The organism is Paracoccus sp. 228, from assembly GCF_000967825.1.
Lineage (GTDB): Bacteria > Pseudomonadota > Alphaproteobacteria > Rhodobacterales > Rhodobacteraceae > Paracoccus > Paracoccus marcusii.
This window is the reverse complement of sequence record NZ_JYGY01000005.1, coordinates 268,821-286,478: the sequence shown is the minus strand read 5'-3', so window position 1 is coordinate 286,478 and position 17,658 is coordinate 268,821. Positions and strand designations below refer to the sequence as shown.

The following is a 17,658-nucleotide window of genomic DNA, read 5'->3' as shown; positions in this document are numbered from 1 at the left end:
CGGCCCCCCTTCTTCGTTTCAATAGGCCGCGCTGCCGCTGCCCGCAGGCAGGGCGCCATAGGGCAGCCAGATCGTCTTGAACCGCGTCGCATGGTGCAGGAACGCCTCGCCCTGCGCGTGGACGCCGGTCCAGTCGCGGGCGGGCACGGCCCAGACCGGCTTCAGGTTCCCCGCCGCCGCCCGGTCCACCGCCGCCAGCCCTGCCGCGGGTCCCGCGTGCCAGAAGCCCGCGACCTCCTCATGGGCGGCCAAGGGCACGGCCAGATCGGCGGTGATCCCGGTCACGATGTTGACGACACCGCCCGGCAGGTCCGACGTGTCGAACACCTGATAGAGGTCCGTCACCGCCAGCGGATCGTCCTGCGCGGGGATCGCCACGACCGCGTTGCCCATGGCGATGGCGGGCAGCACCAGTGACAGGAACCCCGCCAGCGGCTGTGCATTCGGGCAGGCGATGCCGATGACGCCCATCGGTTCGGGGATCACGGTGACCAGATGGCCGGGCTTCGCCTGCACGGTCGCGCCGTCGAACTTGTCGGCCCAGGCCGCATAGTGGAAGGCGCGCGCGATGGCGGCATCGACCTCGGCCCGGCTGGTGCGGGCCGCGAACTCCGCGGCCCGCGCCGACAGGTTCTCGGCGATGTAATAGAGGACCTGCGCACGGGCGTGACCGCCCGCCGCCGCCCATTTCCCGGCCTTGGTCGCAGCCTCGACGGCGTTCCGGATATCCTTGCGGCTGCCCAGGGGGGCCAGCCCGCCCGGCACCGCGTACATCGCCCCGCCATCGGGCCGCTTCTGCGCGCCGCCGTAATAGAGCTTGGCCGTGCGGTCGATGCCCTGCTGCGGCGCGGCCCCGTCCGTCACCGCGACGACCGGTTTCGAAGCAGCTTCACGCCCTGGTTTCACCGCAGGCTCGGCCAGATAGTCACGCATCCCCGCGGCCCCGCCCTCGCGCCCGTAACCGCTTTCGCGATAGCCGCCGAAGGGGGCCGCGGCGTCGAACATGTTGGCGCCGTTGATCCAGATCACACCGGCCTTGATCCGCGCGGCGATGTCCGTGGCGACCGTCGCGCTTTCCGACCAGACCGATCCGGCCAAGCCATAGCGGGTGTTGTTCGCCAGCTCGACCGCCTCATCCGCGGTGCGGAAGGTCGACAGCGTGGCGATGGGGCCGAAGATCTCCTGCTCCATGCCGGGATTGGCGGGGGCGATGTTCTTCAGATAGCCGGGCGCGATGAAGCAGCCCTCCTGCGCCTGACCGCCGACCAGTTCCGCCCCGGCATCTGTCGCGGCGTGGCAGATCGTCAGAATGCGGTCCTTCTGCACCGGATCGACGATGGCGCCGATATCGGTGGACTTGTCCAAGGGCGCGCCCACGCGCAGCCGCGCCATGCGGGCCGACAGCAGCGTTTCGAACCGCTCCGCCACGGATTCCGCCACCAGGATGCGCGAGCCCGCGCAGCAGACCTGGCCCTGGTTGAACCAGATGCTGTCCACCACGCCCTCGACGGCGGCGTCCAGATCGGCGTCCTCCATCACCACGAAGGGCGACTTGCCGCCCAGCTCCAACGTCAGCTTGCGCCCGGTCCCGGCCAGGGCGGTGGCGATGCCGCGCCCCACCTCGGTCGAGCCGGTGAAGGCGATCTTGTCGACTTCGGCCGCGACCAGGGCCGCGCCCGTCGCGCCGTCACCGGTGACGATGTTCACGACGCCCGCGGGCAGGCCGACCTCCTGGCAGATCTCGGCAAAGGCCAAGGCGGTCAGGGGGGTGTATTCGGCGGGCTTCAGCACCACCGTGTTGCCCGCGGCCAGCGCCGGCGCGACCTTCCAGGCCAGCATCAGCAGCGGAAAGTTCCACGGGATGATCTGGCCGCAGACGCCAAGCGGCGCGTGGCCCGGGAACCGCGTGTCGCGCAGTTCCGCCCAGCCCGCATGGTGATAGAAATGCCGCGCGACCAGCGGCACGTCGATGTCGCGCGCCTCGCGGATCGGCTTGCCGTTGTCCAGCGTCTCAAGGACCGACAGAAAGCGCTCGCGCTTTTGTACATGCCGGGCCAGCGCATAGAGGTGCCGCGCCCGTTCGGTGCCGGGCAGCGCCGCCCAGCCCTTCTGCGCGCGGCGCGCGGCCTTGACCGCCGTCGCGACGTCGTCCGCCGTTCCCTGCGTCACGCGGGCCAGGACCTCGCCGGTGGCGGGGTCGCGGGTCTCGAAGGTCTCGCCCGGCTTGGTGAAGCTGCCGTTGATGAAATGCCCGAACGCCCCGCGCCGGGCCAGCCAGTCGCGGGCCGCGGACGCGTCCTCGGTCGAGGGGCCGTATTCCATCGTCTGCATGATCTCGCTCACTTTGGTCATCGGATCCTCAGGCAATCGCTTGGCGGTGGGCGGCGGCATAGCGGCCCGTCACATGGTGGCTGATCTGGCGCTCGATATCGCCCAGCAGGCTGGAGGCGCCGATGCGGAACAGGTCCGGGGCCAGCCAGTCGCGGCCCAGCTCCTCGGCCATCAGCACCTGCCAGCTGATCGCGTCCTTGGCGGTACGCAGGCCCCCCGCGGGCTTGAAGCCGACCTTGATGCCGGTGCGCGCATGGAAATCGCGGATCGTGCGGACCATGACCAGGCTGACCGGAAGGGTCGCGTTCACGCCCTCCTTGCCGGTCGAGGTCTTGATCCAGTCAGACCCGGCCTGCATCGCCACATGGCTGGCCTTGGCGACATTCTCCAGCGACTTCAGATCGCCGGTGGCCAGGATCGCCTTCATCCGCGCGGCCCCGCAGGCCTCGCGCATGGCGCGCAACTCATCGTAAAGCGCGGTCCAATTGCCCTGCAGCACATGGGCGCGGGTGATGACGATGTCGATCTCATCCGCGCCCTGATCGACGGCATAGCGGATCTCGGCCAGGCGCAGGTCCAGGGGCATCAGGCCTGCGGGAAAGCCAGTCGCCACGCTGGCCACCGGAATGCCGCTGTTGCCCAGGGCGCGCTTGGCGGGCGCGACCATCGTCGGATAGACGCAGACCGCGCCGGTGGTCAGCCCGGTCACGCCCACGGCCTCCAGCAGATCGGCGGCGATCGGCTGGCGCGCCTTGGCGCACAGCCGCGCTACGCGGTCGGGCGTGTCGTCGCCCGCCAGCGTGGTCAGGTCGATGCAGCGCACCGCGTTCAAAAGCCACGCGGCCTGGTGATCCTTCTTCAGACTGCGGCGCGCGGGTAAAGTCGCGGCACGGCGTTCGACCGCCGGGGTGTTGATGCGGATGCCCTCGAACCAGTCGGGGTGCAGGTCGGTTCCGGGGTTGGTCATGCCGGTCTCCTTGCGCTGCGCTGACGGAACTGCGCCCACATGCGCCAGACCAGCGTCAGCAAGGCCAGCAGCACGCCACAGACGATCAGCGCGGCCCAGTTGGTCGGGCGGTCGTCGGGGCCCGCCACGGTGTTGATGGAAATCGCATTGGGATAGGTCGACATCCACGGCAGACGCCAGCCATAGGCGGTCACGCTGACCCAGATCGGATCACGCGCCGAGGATTGCAGGTTCGTGGCCTCGGCCTGCAGGTTCGCGCTGTCATACTTGAAATAGGGCGGCCAGACCCAGCCCGTATCCTCGTTGCGATAGACGAAGACGCGCCCGCCGGGCCGCACCGCGTCGATGAAGCGCACGTCGCGCTGGCCCTGGGCGTTCTCGACCGTGCCGGTGCTGTCGGAGGCCCAGAAGATCGCGGCCGAGGGCGGGATCTCCGTCAGGCGGTTGTAGGTGTTGCTGATCCGCAGCGTGTTCTGGGACGGCAGGGTGTAATCCAGCAGGCCAAAGACCAGGATGCCGAACAGGACGCCTGCGACGACGCGCACATAATACATGGCAGCTCCTATTGCCAGTTGACCAGGATGACGATGACCACGACGGCCAGCGTGGGCAGCACGAAGACCAGGCCGGCCAGCCGCGCTCGCAGGGTCCGGTTGAACCCGACCATCGCCTTGGCGATGAACGCGCGCCGTGCGGCGGTGTTCCCCGCCTGGTCGGGATGGCGGGCATCCCACCGGTTCTCAAGCCGTTCGACCTGTCCGGACCGGATATGCATGCGCAGCAGCACATAGAACACCACCTGCGCCGCCAGCACGAACAGCCACAGCCGGATCACCGCCACCGCAAAGCCCCCGTCATCATTGGCGACCACGTTAGCACGCCCCGCGCGGCAGGGGCCAGATGTCGCGTCGCGTCACGGCGGCGCAGCGTGCAACCCTTTGAACGCGTGCGGCGTTCGGCGGCCGAAAGGACCCCCATGACCCGCCCGATGTCCGAACAAGCCGTCCTGCGCCTGTCGATCGCCATGACCTTCGTCGTGGCGGCGGTGGGGATCGGTTTCGGCGTGGCGTCGGGGTCGGCGTCGATCATCTTTGACGGCATCTATTCGCTGACGGATGCGGTGATGACGTCGGTCGCGCTGCTGGTGTCGTCGCTGATTACCCGACGCCTGTCGGAACGCCGCCAGGCCCGGCTGGTCCAGCGGTTCACGATGGGCTTCTGGCACCTGGAGCCGATGGTCCTGGGCCTGAACGGCATCCTGCTGTCGGGGGCCGCGGTCTATGCGCTGGTGACGGCGGTGGGCAGCCTGCTGACCGGCGGCCACCCGCTGCAGTTCGGGCGGGCCATCCTCTATGCCACGGTGGTGCTGGTCGTCGCCATCAGCATGGCGATCCACAACCGTCACGCCAACCGTTCGATCCGGTCGAACTTCGTGGCGCTGGACGTGCAGGGCTGGACCATCTCGGCCGCGCTGACAGGGGCGCTGCTGGCGGCCTTCGTCTTTGGCTGGGCGATCCAGGGAACGGCGCTGGCCCCCCTGTCGCCCTATGTCGATCCGGCCGTGCTGGCGCTGGTCTGCGTGATCGTGATCCCGCTGCCGGTGCCGACCATCCGCAGGGCGCTGGCCGACATCCTGCTGATCACGCCGTCCGACATGCTGGCCGAGATCGACGCCGTGGCCCGCGACGTGGTGGCCCGACACGGCTTTCTGGACCACCGCGCCTATGTCGCCCGTGTCGGACGCGGCCGCCAGATCGAGCTGTACTTCATCGTCCCCCAGGGCCAGCCCCCCAGCCCGCTGGAGGAATGGGACGCCATCCGCGACCAGATCGGCAAGGCCATCGGCGGCGACATTACGAACCGTTGGCTGACAATCGCGTTTACCACCGACCCGGAATGGGCCGACTGACCAGGAGCATGACCATGACCTCGACCGCGCTGACCGACCCGACCGCCGACCTGCAGGCCGAACTGGACCGGCTGGCCGCCCGCCAGCTGGCCGGGCGCGGCCTGCTGATGCGCGGGGTCGAGGCCGTGGGCCGGCTGACCGAAGGCGCGGCCACCACCGTCCTGGGCCTGTCGCCCCTGTCGCTGGAAAAGGTCATGGAAAGTGCGTTCCGCCAACTGTACGACCTGTCTGCGCGCGGTGACGGGATCAGCGTGGTGCGGGACGCGCCGCTGGTCGCCAACAGGGCGGCGGCGGTGATGTCGGGGGCCACGGGCGGATGGTTCGGGCTGGCGGGCATCGTGCCGGACCTGGTGGCTTCGACCACGGTCATCTTCAATTCCATCCAGAAGGTCGCGCGCAAGCATGGCTTTGACACCACCGATCCGCGGGTGCGGCTGGAATGCCTGGCGGTGTTCCAGTACGGCGAGCCGGGACAAGAGGGCGACGCGGCCGCGCAATCGTTCCTGGCGAACCGCCTGCTGACCAACGGGCAGACCGTGTCGACGCTGATCACCCGCTTTGCCGGTCAGTTCGCGACCCGCCTGACGACCAAGCTGGGCGCGCAGGCCGTTCCGGTCCTGGGCGCGGCGACGGGGGCCGCGATCAACTATGCCTTCCTGGATTACTACGAGCGGGTCGCAGACATCCATTTCCGCCTGCTGCGGCTGGCAGAGAACCATCCGGGCACGGATGTCGACGCGGCCTATGCCCAGGCCCTGACCCGCGCGGGACAGCCCCGCCTGTCCCGCCGTCAGAAGGGGACGTCGTCGCCCCCGCCCGCCGGCTGAACATAGGCCGCCTTGATGTTCTTGAACCCGGCCTCGAACTGGACGGTCAGCGTGTCCTCGGCGATACCCATGACCTGACCCTCGCCGAACTTGGCGTGGGTCACGCGGTCGCCCACGGTGAATCGCGACGCGGGCGCCGCGTTGATCGTGACGGGGGTGCGATGCACCGGCTGGCCGCGATCGGCTGCCCGCGCCTGCATCCGCTTCCATCCCGGAGAGGCATAGACATCGGCCTTGGCCACCCGTTCGTCCATCCGCGTGCCGCCCGCCATCGCCATGGCCGCGCCATATCCGCCGCCGTACAGGCCCGGCGGGGTCAGCACCTCGACATGTTCCTGGGGCAGTTCGTCGATGAACCGTGACGGCAGGCTGGACTGCCATTGCCCGTACATGCGCCGGTTTCCGGCAAAGGTGATCGTGGCCAAGCGTTCGGCGCGGGTGATGCCGACATAGGCCAGCCGCCGCTCCTCCTCCAGACCCTTGGTGCCCTGCTCGTCCATGGCGCGCTGGTTGGGGAACAACCCGTCTTCCCAGCCCGGCAGGAAGACGACCGGAAACTCCAGCCCCTTGGCACCGTGCAGCGTCATGATGCTGACCTGTTCGGCCTGCTCTCCGTCGTCGCGGTCCATGACCAACGACACATGCTCCAGAAAGCCCTGAAGGTTCTCGAATTCCTCCAGTGCCTTGACCAGTTCCTTGAGGTTGTCCAGCCGTCCCGGCGCGTCGGGCGACTTGTCGTTCTGCCACATCGCGGTATAGCCCGATTCGTCCAGCACTCGCTCGGCCAGCTCCACATGGCCCACCCCGTCGCGCACCGCCATGTGCGACCGCCCGATCAGCGCCACGAAATCGCGCAGGTTTGCCAGGCCCTTGCCGCCCAGCTGCTTCTCCTCCACGACGATGCGCGCACCCTCCAGCAGGTTCACGCCGTTCCGCCGCGCCGCATGCTGGACCGTCTGCAGCGCCTTGTCGCCCAGGCCGCGCTTGGGCGTGTTCACGATCCGCTCGAAGGCCAGGTCATCGTCCGGGGACACCACCAGCCGGAAATAGGCCATCGCGTCGCGGATCTCCTGCCGCTCATAAAAGCGCGGGCCGCCGATCACCCGATAGGGCAGGCCAATGGTCATGAACCGGTCTTCGAACGCCCGCATCTGGTGCGACGCGCGCACAAGGATCGCCATGTCGTTCAGGCTGACGCGGCCCAAGGCCTGTCGATGGCCGCCCTGAAAGGCCTCGATCTCCTCGCCGATCCAGCGGGCCTCGGCCTCGCTGTCCCAATGCCCGATCAGGCGTACCGGTTCGCCCGGTTCGGCATCCGTCCACAGCGTCTTGCCCAACCGCCCCTGGTTCGCCGCGATCAGGCCGGACGCGGCCGCCAGGATCTGCGGGGTGGACCGGTAATTCTGCTCCAGCCGGATCACCTCGGCGCCCGGAAAGTCCTTCTCGAAACGCAGGATGTTGCCCACCTCGGCCCCGCGCCAGCCATAGATCGACTGGTCGTCGTCGCCCACGCAGCAGATGTTGCGATGCGCCTGCGCCAACAGCCGCAGCCACATGTACTGCGCGACGTTGGTGTCCTGATACTCGTCCACCAGGATATAGCGGAACCGGTCCTGCCATTGGCGCAGTACGTCTGGATGCGCCTGGAACAGCGTCACGCAATGCATCAGCAGGTCGCCGAAATCGACCGCGTTCAGCGTCAGCAGCCGGTCCTGATAGGCCGCGTACAGCTTGCCGCCATGCCCGTCAAATGCCTCACCCTCGCCCCGGGGCAGGTTGCCGGGCGTGATGCAGCGGTTCTTCCACCCGTCGATCAGATGCGCCAGCTGCCGTGCGGGCCAACGCTTCTCGTCGATGTTCTCGGCCGCGATCAACGGCTTCAGCAGCCGGATCTGGTCGTCCGTGTCCAGAATGGTAAAGCTGGGCTTTAGGTGCAGGTTGCCGTGCCCGATCAGCTCGGCATGCCGCCGCAGGATCTTGACGCTGATGCTGTGGAAGGTGCCCAGCCAGGGCATCCCCTCGACCGCATCGCCCAGCAGGCGGCCGATCCGGTCCTTCATCTCGCGCGCGGCCTTGTTGGTGAAGGTCACGGCCAGCAACTGCCCGGGCCGCGCCTTGCCCAGCATCAGCAGATGCGCGATTCGCGTGGTCAGCGCGCGCGTCTTGCCGGTGCCTGCCCCCGCCAGCATCAGGACAGGCCCGTCCAGCGCCTCGACAGCGGCGCGCTGCGCGGCGTTCAGCCCGTCCAGATACGGCGCGGGCCGCGCGGCCATCGCGCGCTGCGACAGCGGCACCGCCGCCAGATCATCGGAATCGTCGAAATGCTCCATCCCGCCAACATAGGCATCGCCGCGCGCCAAGGAAAGCCCGGCGTTCGCCCTATGTTCTCATCCTTGCGGAAATGGTGCGCCCCATCAGCAGGGGGTCCGGGGGGCGCGCAGCTCCCCCGGCCACCGCGGGACGCAGATCAGGCGCGCAACCCCGCAAAGGTCGCAGGGTCCAGCGATGCCTGGGCAAAGGTCGGTCCGCTGGTCAGCAGGCTGACTGCATCATGCGAATGCAGCGATTCCTGGTGGCTTGCCACGACACGAAAATCGCCCACCCGCGGATCGGCGATCAGCTGGCCCGCAAAGGCCCGCACCGCATCCTCGACAAAGATCGGGTTCGCCGCGTTCAGTTCGGCAAAGGCCTGCTCGTCCTCGCGCTTGACCATGACCTGCGTCTCGGTCGGCACGGCGGCGCGGCACAGCGCGATGACATCCTCGAACCAGATCCGCTCGGGGCCGTCCATCACCAGCGATATCCGCGCGACCGACCGCTGCGAATGCGGGGTGGCCAGCCGCCCGCGCGTCTGTCGGGCATGCTCGGACAGTTCCAGCGAACAGGGGCAGGTCGACGAATAGACGTAATCGACATGCATGACCCGCAACCGCGCGCCGGCCACGTCGATCACCTCCAGCGCGATGTCATAATACTGCCAGCCCGACAGGCCCGACCGCAGGCTGTCCACCCGCACCGGGTACGAAAACCGCATCTGGATCCGCGCATCCAGCGCGTCCAGGTCGGTCTTGTAATCGTCCAGCGCCGCCTCCAGCACCGACAGGCTGAACGCATGATCGGCATGGCCATAGAACGACCGCATGATCCGGGACATGTTGATGCCCTTGCGGTCGGCCTCCAGACTGACGGTGCCGGTCACGCTGGTCTCCAGCGTGATCTCTCCGCCGTCGCGCACCAGATAGCGGATCGGCAGCCGAAAGTTCGAGATGCCCACATGCTGGATCGCGGTGCGCGCGCCCACGATCAGGCTGGCAGGCCCGTTCTGCAGGTCCGGCAGGCTGTCCTTGTAGGCGGGGTCGACGCGGAACTCCGCGTCATAGCTGCGCGCCAGCGCGGGATAGGCGGGGGTCAGGGGGCGGATCTCGGTCATGGTGCCTCCGGCGTGATCGCCACAGATATAGGGGGCGGCACAACAAATGTCAGCCCGCCCCCGCAGATGCGCCACGCCACGATGACGCAGCCCGGCTCAGCCCTGCAGCGCGTCCATCAGATCGGCGGTCAGGTCACGCGCGTCCTCCAACCCCACCGACAGGCGCAACAGGCCCGGCGTGATGCCAAGGCGCGCCTTGTCCTCGTCGGTCAGGCGCGAATGGGTGGTGGTGGCCGGATGGGTCACGATGGATTTCGCATCGCCCAGGTTGTTCGAGATCGCGATGATCCGCAGACGATCCAGCGCGGCGAATGCCGCCTCCTTGCCGCCCGCCAGTTCCATCGCGATCATCGTGCCGCCCGATCCCATCTGCCGCATGGCTAGGTCGTGCTGCGGATGATCGGCCAGGCCCGGATAGATCACGCGGCTCAGCGCCGGATGGCCATGCAGCGCGGCGGCGATGCCCGCGGCGGCCTCGGCCTGGGCGCGCACGCGCAGGTCCATGGTCTGAAGCCCGTTCAGCATGATCCAGGAATGGAACGGGCTGATCGCACCGCCGGTATGCTTCAGATAGGGCTCGGCCACCTCGCGCACGAACTGGCGCGTGCCGCAGATCACCCCGGCCAGCGCCCGCCCGCCGCCATCGATATGCTTGGTCGCGGAATAGACGACCACATCGGCCCCCTGCTCGACCGCGCGGGAAAAGACCGGCGTCGCAAACACGTTGTCGACCACCACCGTCGCGCCCGCCGCATGGGCAAGGTCCGCGACGGCCCGGATGTCGATCACCTCCAGCGTGGGGTTCGACACGCTCTCGAAGAACACCGCCCGCGTGCCGGGCGTGATCGCCGCGGCCCATTGGTCCAGATCGGTGCCGTCGACATAACTGACCTTGACCCCGAACCGCACCAGCAGGTCCAGCACGTACAGGCAGGACCCGAACAGCGCCCGCGCCGCGACGACGTGATCGCCCGGCTTGCACATCGCGAACATCGCGCCGTTGACCGCGGCCATGCCGCTGGCGGTGGCAAAGGCGTCCTCGGTCCCCTCCAGCGCGGCGATGCGGTCCTCGAACATGCGGCTGGTGGGGTTGCCGTAACGGGCATAGATGAACTCGTCCGGACCGGTGCCCTGGAACCGCGCCTCGGCCGAGGCGGCGTCGGGATAGACGAAGCCCTGGGTCAGGAAGATCGCCTCGGCCATCTCGCCATACTGGCTGCGCCGGGTGCCGTGATGGACGGCCTGGGTCCGGGGATGGGGGGTACGGGGGGTGAACTTGTCGTCGGACGAAACGCTCATGCGGGCTGCCTTTCCGTGGTCCCCTGCGGCGTAATCCCCACAGGCATCTTTCGCAAGTCCCGCAACCCGGGGCGCGCCGAACTGTCGCCTAGCCGACAAATTGCAGGAAATGCAGATAAACGGTTAGTTTACAGGGGGATGCTTGATCTTCCTGTCCAAATGGACAGTTGGAAACCGACGGGTCGCAAGCTATGGTTGAACCACGGTCGGGTGATGTTCACCCAAAACCGGTACGGGGCTTTCGCCCCGCTTTCACCAGTGTCCCGCAGGTGCGGGGTCGTGTCACAAGTTTTCTGAAGACGGTTCCTGCGGTCCAGTGTGTTGCTGTGACCATCGCGTGTTTATTCGGACGGCGGGACCCGGACAGTTGGGGGCGGCAGGTCGCGCCGCCCCCAATGGTCCCTCACAGATAGTCGCCGCGTTGCAGGCCGTACTTGGCCATCTTCTCGTTCAGCGTCCGGCGCGGCAGGCACAGTTCGTCCATCACCCCGGAAATGCTGCCCTTGTGGCGGCGCATGGTGTTGTCGATCAGCATCTTCTCGAAGCTTTCGACATATTCCTTCAGCGGCTTGCCCTCGGTGGTGGTAGCCTGCTGGTTGTCCTCGCCATCCGCCATCAGCAGCGACGCGATCGACCCCGACCCGCGGCGGTTCTGCAAGACCGCTCGTTCGGCCACGTTGATCAGTTGGCGGATGTTGCCCGGCCAGGGCGCCTGCAGCAGCTGCGCGGCCTCCTGCGCGCTGACCTGAGGCGGCTCGCAGCCGTATTCCTCGCTGAACTGCTCGGTCATGCGGGTGAACAGCGCCAGGATGTCTTCGCCCCGCGCGCGCAGCGGCGGCAGGGTGATCTTCAGCGCCGACAAGCGATAGAACAGGTCGGGGCGCAGCGAATCCTCGGCCTTGCGGCCCTCGCCACGGGCGTTGCTGATGGCGATGATGCGCGTCTCAGCAGGTGTGCCTTGCTCGCTGATGAACGCCAGCAGGCGGGCCTGCAGTGCCTCGGACAGGGCCTCGACATCCTCCAGGCACAGCGTGCCGGCGCGGGCCTCCTCGACGGCGGGCAGCCCGTCCTCGATGGGTCCGAACAGGCGCGACGCCAGGGCCTCGTCGTTATAGGCCGCGCAGCTGACCGGCACGAACTTCTTGGACGCGCGTGGCCCGACCGCGTGCAGGGCATGCGCCACCAGCGTCTTGCCGGTGCCGGTCTCGCCGTCGATCAGCACGTGGCCGTCGGCCTGGCCCAGGTCCAGGATGTCCTCGCGCAGGCGCTCCATCACCGGGCTGGCGCCGATCAGCTTGGACATGACCTGCTGGCCTTCGGACAGGTCGCGGCGCAGGGCGCGGTTGTCCAGGGTCATGCGCCGGGCCTGTGTGGCCTTCTTGGCCAGCTGGGTCATGCGGTCGGGGTTGAAGGGCTTCTCCATGAAATCCATCGCGCCAAGGCGCATCGCCTCGACCGCCATGGGCACGTCGCCATGGCCGGTGATCATGATGACGGGCAGGTTCGAATCCAGGCCCATCAGGCGTTTCAGAAAGGCCATGCCGTCCATGCCGGGCATGCGGATGTCGCTGACGACGATGCCGGGCCAGTCGGACCCGATGACCTTCAGCGCGTCCTCGGCGCTGGCAAAGGTCTCGGTCTCGAAGCCCGACAGGACCAGCCACTGGCTGATCGATTCGCGCATGTCGGGTTCGTCATCCACGATGGCGATCTTCAGCTTGCGGGACATTCTTGTCATCCTCTCGTGTTGCGTCATTCGGCCGCCAGGGCCTGACGGGGTTGTCCGGGGCGGTGCAGCGGCAGCTCGACCCGGAACACCGCTCCGCCGGTGTTTTCGTTATGGGCGGTCAGGCGACCCCCGAAATCGGCGACGATCGTGGACGAGATCGCCAGCCCCAGCCCGGTCCCCTCTCCGGGCTTCTTGGTGGTCCAGAAGGGTTCAAACAGCTTTTCCAGGTCCGAGACACCCGGCCCGTTATCGCGGACGGACACATAGGCGTGAGCCGCGGCCTCGACCGTGATCTCGATCGCAGCGTCGGGGCGGCCCTTGACCGCGTCGACCGCGTTGCGCAGCAGGTTGATCAGCACCTGTTCCAGCCGGATGCGGTCGGCCATGACCATCACCCGCTCGCGCGGCACGATGCGGATGATGCGGATGGGCCGGGTGCGCAGCTGGGGCTCCATCATGGTCAGCGCGCTGCTGACCGCGGCGCGCAGATCGACCGGCTCGACCGCCTCGCCGCCCTTGCGGGCATAGGACTTCAGCTGCCGGGTGATCGCACCCATCCGGTCGATCAGGTCGTCGATGCGCTGGAAACTGGACAGCGCCTCCTCGGGGCGGCCGCGCTGCAGCAGCAGCCGCGCCCCCGCCAGATAGGTCTTCATCGCGGCCAAGGGCTGGTTCAGCTCGTGGCTGACGCCGGCCGACATCTCTCCCAAGGCGGCCAGCTTGGAGGATTGCTGCATGGTCTGCTCGGCCACGCGCAGCTCCTTCTGCACGCGCTCGCGTTCCGCGATCTCTCGGGTCAGGCGGGCGTTCAGGGCGCGCAGGTCGGCTGATTCGCGCATATAGGCCTGGCTCTGGATGCGCGCGCGCCGCGACAGCATCCAGAACGCCCCCGCCAGCAGGATGGCGAAACCCATGATCTGCAGCGCCAGGATGGCGTTGACCCGTTCGCGCACGGACGAATAAGCGGTGAAGCTGATCATCCGCCAGCCGCGGAACGGCACCCGCGCCTCGGACTGCATCACCGCGCGGCCCTGGACATAGGCGTCGGCGGGGCTGGAGGTCCAGTCCGCCGTCACCTGGAACGCCCGCCGGATCGCAGAGGGCGCATCGCGAACCGCCTGCGCCTCGGCGACGGTCAGGCCGCGCCAGCGCGGCTCGGTCGACAGGATGATCACACCCTCGCTGTCGGTGACGGCCACGGCATCGGAAATGCCCGCCCAGGACCGTTCCAGCCGGGTCAGGTCGGCCCCCACGACGATCACGCCCAGCGTCCGCCCCTCGGACACCACGGCGCGGGAATAGGCGAATTCATGGGCGCCCGATGCCAGTTCGGACACGGTGAAGACCGTGTCGCGCGACCGCAGCGCCTCGACATATTGCGGGGCCGCGACGCTGTTCGTGCCGATCTGATAGCGGTCCGTGGCCCCCACGACCCGCCCCGATGCGTCCAGCAGGCGGATCGAGGCCGCGCCGATCTCCTTCTGCGCGGTCATCAGCCGCGCCGAGGTGGTGGAAAAATCGTTGCCGTTCAGCGCCCCGATCAGCGCCGGGTCACGCGCCAGCAGCAAGGGCACGACCGAATTGCGCTGCAGTTCCGACATCAGGTTGCCCGAATACAGCGCCAGACGCAGTTCGGACCGCACGCGCGTGTTCTCGGAGAAGCGATCGGTCAGCCATGCGTTGGTGACCCAGATCGTGCCCAGCGCCGCCATGCAGATCAGCGCGATCGTCGCACGCAGCCACCAGGGGTTGACCGGCTGGCCGACCCTGCCGCGCCTGCGTTCGGCGCTGTCTTCGATATGATCCTCAGTGACCACGCACGGACCCGTCCCACAAGATCGGCTGACGCAATCTATGGCGAAGAACGGTCCGGCTCAAGTCAGGCGTGCGTCAGCGCCGTGGCCAGCCCCGTGAACAGCGCTGCCCCATCGGTGCCGCCCGTGACCGGATCTGCGGCGCGTTCGGGATGCGGCATCATGCCCAAGACGCGCCGGTTTTCCGACAGCACGCCCGCGATGTCGCCGACGGACCCGTTGATCGCCGGGGCATAGGTGAAGGCGATGCGGTCCTGATCGCGCAGCTGCGCCAGGCCTTCGGTGCCGATCTGATAGTTGCCGTCGTGATGGGCCACCGGAATGCTGATCCGCTGGCCCTTGGCGTAACCGCCGGTGAAGGCGCTGTCCGCGGTGCCCACGGTCAGGACCGACGGCTTGCACAGGAAAGTCAGCCCGGTGTTGCGCATCAGCGCGCCGGGCAGCAGGCCCAGTTCTGTCAGCACCTGAAAGCCGTTGCAGATTCCCAGCACATAGCCGCCCCGCGCCGCATGGGCCCGCAGCGCGTCGGCGATGGGGGAATGCGCGGCGATCGCCCCGCAGCGCAGATAGTCGCCATAGGAGAACCCGCCCGGCACGCCGACCAGGTCGATCCCGTCGGGCAGCTGGCTGTCCTTGTGCCAGACGCGCACCACCTCGGCCCCCGCCTGTTCCAGCGCGACGGCAAGGTCGCGGTCGCAATTCGATCCGGGAAAGGTGACGACGGCGGCTTTCATCGCGGGACTCCTGCTTGGGACGCCCTGCCCTTAGCGCAGGCCGGGTTCCAAAGAAAGGGGGGCCAGCCCCCCATCGCCTTGCGGCGATCCCCCCGGGGGTATTTGGACAACGGAGAAATGCATCCTGCCCCCTTGGAAAGCAGAAGGCCGGACGATTGCCCGGCCTTCGTGATCAGTTCAGCGCCTTGTTCAGGTACTGGTCGACCTTTTCCAGATAGCCCATCGTGGTCAGCCATTTCTGGTCGGGACCCACCAGCAGCGCCAGGTCCTTGGTCATGTGGCCGTCCTCGACCGCCTGGACGGTCACCTTCTCCAGCGTCTGCGCAAAGGTCAGCAGGGCGGCGTTGTCGTCCAACTTGGCGCGGTGCTTGAGGCCGCCGGTCCAGGCAAAGATCGACGCGATCGAGTTGGTCGAGGTCGCATTGCCCTTCTGATGTTCGCGATAGTGGCGGGTGACGGTGCCATGGGCGGCCTCGGATTCGACGATCTTGCCGTCCGGGGTCATCAGGACCGAGGTCATCAGGCCAAGGCTGCCAAAGCCCTGCGCGACGGTGTCCGACTGCACGTCGCCATCATAGTTCTTGCAGGCCCAGACGTAGCCGCCCGACCATTTCATCGCCGATGCGACCATGTCGTCGATCAGGCGGTGTTCGTAATGGATGCCGGCCTTCTTGAACCGGTCCTGGAACTCGGCCTTGTAGACCTCCTGGAACAGGTCCTTGAAGCGGCCGTCATAGGCCTTGAGGATCGTGTTCTTGGTCGACAGATAGACCGGATAGCCGCGCGCCAGGCCATAGTTCAGCGAGGCGCGGGCGAAATCGCGGATCGAATCGTCCAGATTGTACATGGCCATTGCGACCCCGGCGGCGGGGGCGTCATAGACCTCGTGCTCGATCGTCTCGCCGTCCTCGCCGACGAACTTGATGGTCAGCTTGCCCTTGCCCGGAAAACGGAAATCGGTGGCCTTGTACTGGTCGCCGAAGGCGTGGCGGCCGACGATGATCGGCTGCGTCCAGCCCGGCACCAGCCGCGGCACGTTCTTGCAGATGATCGGTTCGCGGAAGATCACGCCGCCCAGAATGTTGCGGATCGTGCCATTGGGGCTGCGCCACATCTTCTTCAGGCCGAATTCCTCGACCCGCGCCTCGTCGGGGGTGATGGTCGCGCATTTCACGCCGACCCCGTGACGCTTGATCGCCTCGGCCGCGTCGATGGTGATCTGGTCGTTGGTGCGGTCGCGCTCCTCAATGCCCAGATCGTAATATTTCAGGTCGATGTCCAGATAGGGCAGGATCAGCTTTTGCTTGATGAAGTCCCAGATGATCCGCGTCATCTCGTCCCCGTCCAGCTCGACGACGGGATTGGCAACCTTGATCTTCGACATGAACAGCCCCTTGTGCGGTGGATACGGTCGCGCCGCTTCTAGCCGCAAAAGGGTCCGATTGAAAGACGGTATGCGATGGTATGCAAAACGCCCGCCTGGTGATCAGTTGCCTGCGAAATGGGCGCGCAGACCGTGGTGCAGCCACTGCCACAGCGGCGCGCAGCCGCGTTCGACCCAAGGGCCCACGCGGCTTTCCACCTGCGCCAGGGTCACGTCGTATTCGACCCAGCCCGCGCCGCCCGACCGCAGGTTCTGGACCGCGGGCTGGCAACGGTCCAGCGCCTTGGCGAAGACGGCATCGGGGCTGGCCGCCGCCTCGAACTCGCGCCACAGGGCCAGCATCTGCTGTCCTTGCGGGTCGGGCAGCAGGCCGAACAGGCGCCGCGCGGCGGCCTCCTCGGCGGCCTGGATCGCCGCCGATCCATGCGCCTGCCCGCCGGCGGAATGCAGGGGCACATCGCCCACGTCGATCTCGACCAGATCGTGGATCAGCAGCATGCGGATGACGCGGCCCGGATCGACGCCCGGCCCCGCCAGACCGCCCAGCACCAGCGCGTACAGCGCCAGATGCCAGCTGTGCTCGGCGCTGTTCTCGCGCCGCGATCCGTCCAGCAGGCGGTTTGCGCGCAGGACGCCCTTCAGCGCGTCGGCCTCGGCCAGAAAGGCCAGGCGGCGGGCCAGATCGCCCTGGGCGACCTCCTGCCCGGACAGCAGCGCCTGCGCGGCCTGCCACCCCTGCGGCCATTCGCGTTCGAACCGCGCCGCGCGCCCGGCCGACAGGTTGTCGCGCACGATCCGGACATGGTCGGGGATCGGATCGCGCGCCTGGAGTACCTGAAAGATGGGCTGTGCGTGATCCATGCGCTTGGCGGTCACCGCGGCAGCGTCCGCGCGCCCCTCGAAATCGCGCCAGAGGGCGGCCAGCCGCGCCCCGTCCGGCGCCAGGCCAAAGATGCGATCCGCCGCCGCGGCCTCGGCGATGGCCAGGCCTTCCACGTCATGATCCAGGTGGATCGGCTGATCGCCCGTGTCGATCTCGACCAAATCGTGGATCAGGATCATCGCGATGGCGCGGTCGCTGGCGCCCATCACCATCGCCCACAAGGCGACGTGCCAGCTGTGTTCTGCGCTGTTCTCGGGGCGCGACAGATCCATCAGGACGCTGGCGCGGTGGACCGACTTCAGCCGGTCCGCCTCGCACAGAAAGGCGAACGCATCGTCCAGCATGGCCACA

14 protein-coding genes are annotated in these 17,658 nt (G+C 67.7%); 2 read left to right on the top strand and 12 right to left on the bottom strand.

Features of this window, described 5'->3' with window-relative positions:
- Positions 1-18: 18 nt before the first annotated feature.
- From SY26_RS16295 to SY26_RS16280, 4 genes are read right to left on the bottom strand one after another with little or no spacing between them, the layout of a single operon-like run.
- Complete coding sequence (locus SY26_RS16295; RefSeq protein WP_046001363.1) at positions 19-2,352, bottom strand: aldehyde dehydrogenase family protein; 2,334 nt, start codon at positions 2,350-2,352, stop codon at positions 19-21.
- Between the two features lie 7 nt (positions 2,353-2,359).
- Positions 2,360-3,298, bottom strand: a complete 939-nt coding sequence (gene deoC, locus SY26_RS16290; RefSeq protein ID WP_046001362.1) for a deoxyribose-phosphate aldolase — start codon at positions 3,296-3,298, stop codon at positions 2,360-2,362.
- Positions 3,295-3,852 carry a DUF1523 family protein gene (locus SY26_RS16285; protein ID WP_046001470.1) on the bottom strand — a complete coding sequence of 186 codons (558 nt, stop codon included), beginning with the start codon at positions 3,850-3,852 and terminating at the stop codon, positions 3,295-3,297. Before SY26_RS16285 ends, deoC begins: the two co-directional genes overlap by 4 nt.
- Positions 3,853-3,860: 8 nt before the next feature.
- Entirely contained in the window at positions 3,861-4,169 is a 309-nt protein-coding gene (locus tag SY26_RS16280) for a hypothetical protein (RefSeq protein ID WP_052714614.1), read from the bottom strand.
- 105 nt (positions 4,170-4,274) lie between these two features.
- Between SY26_RS16280 and SY26_RS16275 the strand changes: the two genes are divergently transcribed.
- Positions 4,275-5,207, top strand: coding sequence for a cation diffusion facilitator family transporter (locus SY26_RS16275; protein ID WP_046001361.1), 933 nt, complete (start codon positions 4,275-4,277; stop codon positions 5,205-5,207).
- Positions 5,208-5,215: 8 nt separating this feature from the next.
- Entirely contained in the window at positions 5,216-6,034 is an 819-nt protein-coding gene (locus SY26_RS16270; protein ID WP_157020510.1) for an EcsC family protein, read from the top strand.
- On the opposite strand, the gene SY26_RS16265 is transcribed toward SY26_RS16270, so the two are convergent.
- The 8 genes from SY26_RS16265 to SY26_RS16230 form a co-directional block, all read right to left on the bottom strand.
- Complete coding sequence (locus SY26_RS16265; RefSeq protein WP_046001469.1) at positions 5,998-8,364, bottom strand: UvrD-helicase domain-containing protein; 2,367 nt, start codon at positions 8,362-8,364, stop codon at positions 5,998-6,000. The two genes, SY26_RS16270 and SY26_RS16265, sit on opposite strands and share 37 nt — an antisense overlap.
- 137 nt (positions 8,365-8,501) lie before the next feature.
- Entirely contained in the window at positions 8,502-9,464 is a 963-nt protein-coding gene (folE2, locus tag SY26_RS16260) for a GTP cyclohydrolase FolE2 (protein ID WP_046001360.1), read from the bottom strand.
- Between the two features lie 96 nt (positions 9,465-9,560).
- The gene (gene metZ, locus SY26_RS16255) at positions 9,561-10,763 is read right to left on the bottom strand and encodes an O-succinylhomoserine sulfhydrylase (RefSeq protein ID WP_046001359.1); all 1,203 of its coding nucleotides are present in this window, start codon (positions 10,761-10,763) and stop codon (positions 9,561-9,563) included.
- A gap of 403 nt (positions 10,764-11,166) precedes the next feature.
- Positions 11,167-12,492, bottom strand: coding sequence for a sigma-54 dependent transcriptional regulator (locus SY26_RS16250; protein ID WP_045981437.1), 1,326 nt, complete (start codon positions 12,490-12,492; stop codon positions 11,167-11,169).
- 23 nt (positions 12,493-12,515) lie between these two features.
- On the bottom strand, positions 12,516-14,204 hold the full coding sequence (locus SY26_RS16245) for an ATP-binding protein (RefSeq protein ID WP_084693898.1): 1,689 nt from the start codon (positions 14,202-14,204) through the stop codon (positions 12,516-12,518).
- A 167-nt stretch (positions 14,205-14,371) separates the two neighbouring features.
- Complete coding sequence (purQ, locus tag SY26_RS16240; protein ID WP_046001358.1) at positions 14,372-15,040, bottom strand: phosphoribosylformylglycinamidine synthase subunit PurQ; 669 nt, start codon at positions 15,038-15,040, stop codon at positions 14,372-14,374.
- A 172-nt stretch (positions 15,041-15,212) separates the two neighbouring features.
- Entirely contained in the window at positions 15,213-16,424 is a 1,212-nt protein-coding gene (locus tag SY26_RS16235; RefSeq protein ID WP_046001357.1) for an NADP-dependent isocitrate dehydrogenase, read from the bottom strand.
- Positions 16,425-16,526: 102 nt separating this feature from the next.
- Positions 16,527-17,651, bottom strand: coding sequence for an HD domain-containing protein (locus SY26_RS16230; RefSeq protein ID WP_046001356.1), 1,125 nt, complete (start codon positions 17,649-17,651; stop codon positions 16,527-16,529).
- Positions 17,652-17,658: the final 7 nt, after the last annotated feature.